The sequence below is a fragment of the Nocardia sp. NPDC059154 genome (assembly GCF_042755705.1).
Classification (GTDB): Bacteria; Actinomycetota; Actinomycetes; order Mycobacteriales; family Mycobacteriaceae; genus Nocardia.
In genome coordinates this window covers 1-5,038 of the sequence record NZ_JBHZCS010000162.1, presented here as the reverse complement: position 1 = coordinate 5,038, position 5,038 = coordinate 1, and the positions used below count along the sequence as shown (strand labels likewise).

At 63.0% G+C, this 5,038-nt stretch carries 4 protein-coding genes; 2 read left to right on the top strand and 2 right to left on the bottom strand.

What is annotated here, in order from left to right; all coding sequences use genetic code 11:
• The first annotated feature begins 245 nt into the window (after positions 1–245).
• The gene (locus ACFXN1_RS51220; protein WP_379446593.1) at positions 246–1,295 is read left to right on the top strand and encodes an asparaginase; all 1,050 of its coding nucleotides are present in this window, start codon (positions 246–248) and stop codon (positions 1,293–1,295) included.
• A 1,280-nt stretch (positions 1,296–2,575) separates the two neighbouring features.
• On the opposite strand, the gene ACFXN1_RS51215 is transcribed toward ACFXN1_RS51220, so the two are convergent.
• Entirely contained in the window at positions 2,576–2,779 is a 204-nt protein-coding gene (locus ACFXN1_RS51215) for a hypothetical protein (protein WP_379446592.1), read from the bottom strand.
• A 246-nt stretch (positions 2,780–3,025) separates the two neighbouring features.
• Complete coding sequence (locus tag ACFXN1_RS51210; protein WP_379446591.1) at positions 3,026–3,391, bottom strand: cupin domain-containing protein; 366 nt, start codon at positions 3,389–3,391, stop codon at positions 3,026–3,028.
• A 953-nt stretch (positions 3,392–4,344) separates the two neighbouring features.
• Here ACFXN1_RS51210 and ACFXN1_RS51205 point away from each other — a divergent pair.
• Positions 4,345–5,038, top strand: a 694-nt coding sequence (locus tag ACFXN1_RS51205) for a beta-ketoacyl synthase N-terminal-like domain-containing protein (RefSeq protein WP_379464152.1), incomplete at its 3' end; no start/stop codon positions are given.

Here is a 5,038-nt window from a genome sequence, read left to right as displayed (position 1 = left end):
ACCGCCGCCACCGAGCGACCGAGTTCAAGAAATTCCTGACCAGCACATCGACAAGACCGTGCCCGCAGAGCTGGACGTGCACGTGGTCTGCGACATCTGCGCCACCCACAAGACACCGCAGGTCCAGCAATGGCTCGCCAGCCACCCGCGTACCTTCGAATCGTGCGCGAGTCCACTCCTTCTCGGACTTCGTCGGACTGGGCTGGGCCTGGCTGACCTTCGACACCGATCGCTAGGCTGCATCCGTGCCTACTGATGAAACCTACCGCCGCGTCACCGTTTTCGGCCTGGGCGGCACCATCGCCATGACAACCACCCCCACTGGAGGCGTCGCGCCCGCACTATCCGCTGATCAACTCATCGCGGCAGTGCCGGGGCTGGTCAACACCGGCATCACCGTCGACGTGGTCAATTTCCGACAAACGCCGAGCGCATTCCTGACCATAGACGACATCACCGCCCTCGCCAGCACCATCCGCGACCGACTCTCAGGGACCGACGGCGTTGTTGTCACCCAGGGCACCGACACTATCGAAGAAACCGCCTACCTGCTCGATCTCCTGCATACCGCCCCGCAGCCGGTGGTGGTCACCGGCGCCATGCGCAACCCCACACTCGCCGGTCCTGACGGCCCCGCTAACCTGCTGGCCGCCATTCACACTGCAGTCACCCCCGAAGCCCGGGATCAAGGCTGCCTCGTCGTGTTCAACGACGAAATCCATGCTGCCCGCCGAGTCCGCAAAACCCACACCACCAACACAGCTACATTCCGCTCAGCCAACGGCGGCCCGCTAGGCTATATCGTCGAAAACCGCGCGCGCTTGCTCAATACCCTGCCTCATCGAATCACCGTCCCAGCTCAACCCAGCAACGACCTCCACATTCCGATTCTGACCATCGCACTCGGAGACGACGGATCCACCCTGCACGCCCTCGCTGACCACATCGATGGCCTCGTCGTAGCGGGTCTCGGAGCAGGCCACGTCCCCGCCCGCCTCGTCCCCGCTCTCGAAACCCTCGCCACCAAGATCCCGGTCGTCCTGGCATCGCGAACCGGCGCGGGATCGGTGCTCGAATCCACCTACGGGTACGCCGGCTCCGAACTTGACCTTCTCGCACGCGGCCTCACCAGTGCTGGATATCTCGACCCGATCAAAGCCCGCATACTGCTGACCACCCTGCTGGCCGCCACCAGCGACAGGGCCACCATCCATGCAGCATTTGGTGCCGCAGGTGGCTACCGCCACCCGCAAACATGGCCCTGGCCAACCGAACTCAGCAAGGACCGCCGATAAGGTCGGTCCTCTGACTTTACTTTCGACCACGCCGATGAGTTCTACTCAGCGTATGCGGACTTCTGCCGAACCCACAACATTCGCCGCGGCTACATCGCCCTTCATCGCCGGATTCAGCACCGTCGACCTGGTCAGGACCTGTGAACACCTCGACAGCGCCGAAGCCATCGGCGCAGTAACACTCGCCTTCGCCCCCCACGACCAACGATGTAGATCAGCAAATCCAGTCGCGATTCGCAACTGCGCCACTCGCCGACCTGGGAGCAAACGCACGTCCGACCAAGCCCGATTCACGGTTGCTCCCTGTTCGATAGGAGCGATCAGATCGTCGTTCGACAATACCGGGCACGTCCGCGCGTTCGCCGCGATCATTGACCAGCGGTGCGGTCGAAACCTCGAACAGTGTATGGCCGCCATCGACGCCGACGACTAACCCGCGCAGCGCTCATTCGTCCGAGGGTTCCGCCGCGACCAGTACGCGGTCACCGCTCACCTCACCCCGTCTCGGAGCAGCGGAACGGTCGCAGGGCAAGAAATAGGTATGCCCTCGATCGATTGGCCGTCGCGGGCCCCGGCCAGCGCGCAAGAGGCTGTAAGCACAGCGACAGCCACTTCCGGAGGAGATCACATGGCCCCACAGAACTGGCTACGACACCAGTAAAGGCGGGCCAACCGGCCGCCCTCACAGACACGTTAGCGGAGTGCGCCCGTACATCTGCCGCGCTTACCTCGGCTACGCCCAGGTTAGCGGCAAAGTGAGCTGTCTCCTGCGCTCGCGCAGCCCATGCGACAGATGTCAGCCGTCCGCGGTTGCGGTAACCGTTCGGCACCTCGGACGTCCAAACCGCTTCGTTGGTTCTCGTCGGCCTGAGTCGGACAGCCCTGGCGGACAGATCGTATCCACGCGGGGCTCGATCGGTTAGTTGAAGGAGCAGAACCGAAACTGCTCATGGGTGGGGGTACCGGTACTGACGCCAGCGTCCTTGGCGATTTGTGCGAGAGCCGCTGCGACGTCGTCTCACGCGAGGGCTTGAGCGGCCGCCGCGAGCAGCCCGCTGGAAGCGCGGCTTCCTTTTTCGGCAATCCCAAACCCTCGAATCCACTGGAGTTGTCGGAGACGACAACGGGTATGCCTCAATTCACGGCGTTCGCCCGAACGTCATCCGGGCACAGCTGTCTCTCGTTATGGCCTCTTCGGCGCGGTCCGGATCGCCATCGATGATGGCGGTGAGGATCAGATCGTGTAGTCTGAGGTTCGTCGACGTCGGCGCACAGCTGCGCTACTCCTGTCGGCCGAGTGTTTCGAGCGCGGCGACCACATGGTGCTCATGAGCAGGCAGTGGGTGTCGTAGAGGCGGCAGGCGTTTCGCTGCAATGCAGACAGTGCGGCTCGTCCGGAGCTTGCCGGGGCCGTCATGGAGAGCCGCCAGCTTCTCGAACAGGGTGCGCTCCAGCGCCAGCACTTCGACGGTGAAATGCGGCACGGTCGAGGAAGCTGGCCTCCTCGCTCAGAAAATTACCGGAAGCAGTCCATCGCGTTCACGACCGAGTCTTCGACGAAGCAGTCGAGCATCGTGTTCGCAGTGCTACCGGCACCTTGCTGCACCACCTCGAGCAGCTCAACCGCGGAAGGTGACCCAAACGGGTCCGTGTGGTGAGAATTCCGAAAGCAAACGGAGGCCGGGCCGTTCGGTCCGACCTCCGTCTCAGCCGCTGTTGGCTCGGAGTGGTCAGTCACTCACGGCGTCGTGGATAACCCATACCTTGCGAAGTGTCTCGTGCACGGCCCAACTGCCTTCCCAGCCCGCAGGGGTCACGAAAAAGGACCCTGCCGCCACGTCGAAGCTATTGCCGTTGGCCTCGGTGATGGTTGCCGAACCGCTCAGGATCTGACACAGCTCGTCGTATCCGTCCCTCTTACTCTTGAAAGTTCCGGGCGATACTTCCCAAATTCCCGCACGAATGCCGTCTCCCTCCCACACTGGCAGCGAGACTTCCGTCTGGCCGGGCGTACTGGAGTTCGGCTTCAGGACGGCCTCTCCAGGGTCGACAGTGGTGGCGTCACTCACGATAGTCGCCGTTGTCGCCTTGGCCATAATCTCTCCATTCTTGTCGACCGAACACCCAGGGGCCCGGTCGCTGTCCACGGCTCTATGCCCGGCCATGACAGCCCTTTCAATTTTCGGTTCTCTAAAGTATCCGATCGGTTGAAGGTTGTGAAGGGAGTCGCAGAGGGGCGCAGGTCCTGGATGCTCCATCGCGAGTACGATTCCAATCCGGAATCGTTGCTTGCCAACACGGTCTTGGACAATGATACGTCCGCGAGCTTAGGGTGACGTAAACCATGCGGGGTAGATCACACGATGGCAATCTTCGCGGGAACGGCTGAAGTGCATTTCGGCCAACAAGCCCAGACGATATCGACGGCGCACAACCTGCGTCGATCGTCGCGGTAACAAGAATCAGGCACAACGTCCAGACTGCGTCGGCCAACTCCATCCACAAGTCACCGCAACAGAAAGCGCGTGCGTACTTCTCTCTTTTTTCCCGCGGGGAAGCGCGAGAGCAAGCTGAGGCCATGTCAAGAAAACGAATGCAGGGCGGCCGAATGGCAAATCCTCCTGCTGTGTTGAGTGCGCAAGTTCAGGTTGGAGCGAATGATAGGCCGCAACAAAGTAGGGGTTACGAGGGCGGCTTTGCATCCTGACAACCATCCGTCCCAGGCGAATTCAGTTGGGCCAACCGAGTGTCTATGACTGGAAACAGGCATCAGATGTATGTATGTCGGCGATAGACGCATAAACCGGAGATGTGGAATCCCGACGATGAACCCTTTCGTCCTTCTCTGCTCATTTGCCATGGTGGCTTACCTCGGGTCCGCGTGGTTCACCAGCGGCGTGCGCACAACCACGTTCACCGACCGCGCACTGCGGATCCGCACGCGGTGGCGGGCGATCCTCACCCTCGCAATAGCCGCGCCGACCGATGAGTGCACCCATTCAAGAATCGATACTCCCGCCGCCTACACCACTCCGGGAAAGGGTCTCCCGTGACCATCATCTCCGTCATCGTTTCGGGCGCGCGTACCCCGGTGGGCCGGCTGCTCGGATCGCTGAAGGGCTTCAGCGGCTCCGACCTGGGCGGGTTCGCCATCAAGGCGGCGCTGGAGAAGGGCGGGGTGGCGCCCGAGCAGGTCGACTACGTGATCATGGGCCAGGTGCTCACCGCGGGTGCGGGCCAGATCCCGGCCCGGCAGGCCGCGGTCGCCGCGGGTATTCCGATGGATGTCCCGGCGCTCACCGTCAACAAGGTGTGCCTGTCCGGTATCAATGCAATTGCGCTGGCGGACCAGCTGATTCGGGCCGGCGAGTACGAGATCGTGGTGGCCGGCGGCCAGGAGTCCATGACCAACGCCCCGCACCTGCTGGAGCGCAGCCGCGAGGGCTACAAGTACGGCGAGGTCACCCTGCGCGACAGCATGGCCTACGACGGCCTGCACGACATCTTCACCGATCAGGCCATGGGCGCGCTCACCGAGGCGCGCAACGACGCCGACGCCATCAGCCGCGAGGAGCAGGACGCCTTCGCCGCTGCCTCGCACCAGAAGGCCGCGGCCGCCTGGAAGAACGGCCTCTTCGCCGACGAGGTCACTCCGGTCTCGATCCCGCAGCGCAAGGGCGACCCGATCCAGTTCGCCGAGGACGAGGGCATCCGCGCCGACACCACGGCCGAGTCGCTGGGCA

Coding starts and splice junctions, on each gene's coding strand:
- ACFXN1_RS51210 (WP_379446591.1), bottom strand. CDS start 3,391: ATGGCCAAGGCGACAACGGCGACTATCGTGAGTGACGCCACCACTGTC.